This window comes from Eggerthella sp. BIOML-A4, from assembly GCF_009875575.1.
Lineage (GTDB): Bacteria > Actinomycetota > Coriobacteriia > Coriobacteriales > Eggerthellaceae > Eggerthella > Eggerthella lenta.
This window is the reverse complement of the sequence record NZ_WWRX01000032.1, coordinates 1-2,346: the sequence shown is the minus strand read 5'-3', so window position 1 is coordinate 2,346 and position 2,346 is coordinate 1. Positions and strand designations below refer to the sequence as shown.

The window sequence follows — 2,346 nt, the reverse complement described above, 5'->3', positions numbered from 1 at the left end:
TGCATAGTACCGAGAAACTAGTGCGAAGTAGTGATCAGGTATTGCTGTTATCTGATGAGTATACGTTGTCCTGGCCACGGCAGAAGCACGCTTATCGCTCCAATTTCCCACAACATTAGTCAACTCCGTTAGGCCCTTCATTGAAAGAAATGAGGTCATCAAATGTCTTCCAATGTGAGATTTTGGGCCATTTTTTATAGCAAAGATTGAATAAGGCGCATTTTTCTTCAAAGCTTTATTGTACGATCTGACTAAGTTATCTTTTAATAATTGGTATTCCTGTTTATTGCTTGAAGAATTGCCGGTCCTATTTACTCGTTTTAGGACTGGTTCAGAATTCCTCAAAAATTCATCCAAATATACAAGTGGATCGATCCTACCCCTTGCGCTAAAGAAGTATATGTGCCTACTAACGCTTGTCTTTGTCTCTGTCACTAAACACTGGATTATTACTCCCAGATACTTATTTTGGACTAATTTAAATGATTTCGGATCAACGTTCTTAATATCGCTGAATCTTCCACAATTGATGAAAGTAGCTAGGAAGAGGAATTGGTATAAAGTTTTTGTTTTTGTAAATCTCGAAGTATACTCAAACGAATTTAGTATTTTCTCAGTGATCTCCCAGATGCTTTCACCCTCACTTAGAAGTGCTTTAAGCATTTTTTTACTGTGGCTATTTCCCTTATCTGCTTCTTCCGATGATTCGAACTGTAATTGCAAACTACTTACAATATCAGTGATATCAGATTGATGTTTTTGTCCATAGTAAGGAATAATTGTAAATTCCCAAGCAGGAATCAATTTCTTTAATGAGGCTTCCAGAATTGTTGCTTTTTGCGTCTTGTATTTAAACTGGAGTGATTTATTGACAATATCGAAACTCAGCGAATTGCTTATGATAGTATTATAGCTCATGAATGTGGCTCTCTTGATTGCTGTTCCGTTATGTGTAATCATCCAACATAAATAGGTTAGTTCAGCAGCACATAATGCTATTTTCTCACCTGAAGGTCTTTCAAACCTTTCCACAAACTGACGAACAAGCACCTTAGGTGGTGTTTTACATAATATATCAAATTGTGGCATGCTTAGCGCCGATCTTGTGTGCAATTGATATCTAGTTTCAACTACTCTATTTATCTTGTATCTTGCAGTATTCAAACACGCTAACTCGAAAAACTAACTTTAATTGTCCTGTTTGTCTCGCGTTCTTTCGAAAAATGCACCGGCCGCGCATTATTTGTACTGCGAAAATAATTGGTACTGCGGTATCTTCATTTCATATTTTAAAAATGCACCTTTGCTGCTTTTCCTTAATTTTTAGACGGCCCGCAGGTTCGTTTTGCGGTACTATCTTGTGATAAAAAGTTGTTTTGACATGTGATCTGCACAGATTTTATAATGTAATAAGCAAGAATACATTATCAAACGAACAATACTGGTAAAAGAAAACCAAAATGGACGACATTGAAACAGCCAAGAATCTGACGGTAAAAGCACGTACAGCTTATAGCGTCTGGGATGTATGTCGGCTGTTTATTGAAATGATTGCTCCTGATGTAGATATTGATATAGAGAGTAAACGTAAGTCTGATGAGCTACTCTTTCCAGGATATGTCATAAGGCCCATGGAATCTCTCACAACCGGTAGGCCGTATGGTCTTGATTCTAGCGCAGAAGATTCCAGCGTATCTTCTGACTCCAGTGCTGAGGTAATTTTGCCTGCTGCGAAGATGGTTAAGGAAAGGTTTGATTCGATTGGAAATGGTATGCTCTCTTCACAAGAAGCAAGTCAGGCTGCCATAGATTTGATGCTACAGAATAACAAGCTGTTAGACAATAGAAAGCAACTATACAAATCTATTGCTATAATAATAGGAAGATTGCCCGAGAAAGACAAGAAGAGAGCTACCGAAATGCTCATGAGAAAAATGGATTGTACACAGTTATTAGTCCCACCAGCTCCAACGGAAGAAGATGTTATGAAGCTCGTAAGCGTCGTTACCCAATTGCTTACTTTAGTTCCACCAGATCGTCAAGCTGCTTTAATAGGTGATTTATTCATCCCGGAATCTCTAAAGGATATATTCAATAGTTTCAATGAACTGGCGGCAGAGAATCGTTTACAGCAAAAAAAGAGTGAGTTGGAAGGAAGGACTGAAGTGAACCATGCTAATACAAATGAAGAAGTTCCCTCCAGGCGAACAAGAAGTAGAGACACAAATGCAAGAGGAGCATATAAATTACAAAACACCATCACTGAGGGCCCTAAAGCGGTTCCCACGAAAAAAAGGAGAGTAGCAACGAGGGTAAGGGGCAGAAAATCACGTAATACTTCTAGGG

Annotated in this window: 1 protein-coding gene and 1 pseudogene; one reads left to right on the top strand and one right to left on the bottom strand. The window is 38.4% G+C overall.

The window, feature by feature from the left end; genetic code table 11:
* Window positions 1-1,089 (bottom strand): annotated as a pseudogene (locus GT613_RS15155) (hypothetical protein); the annotation flags it as partial.
* 371 nt (window positions 1,090-1,460) lie between these two features.
* On the opposite strand from GT613_RS15155, the gene GT613_RS15150 reads away from it, so the two are divergent.
* A partial coding sequence (locus tag GT613_RS15150) for a hypothetical protein (RefSeq protein WP_000340939.1) occupies window positions 1,461-2,346 on the top strand: 886 nt, incomplete at its 3' end.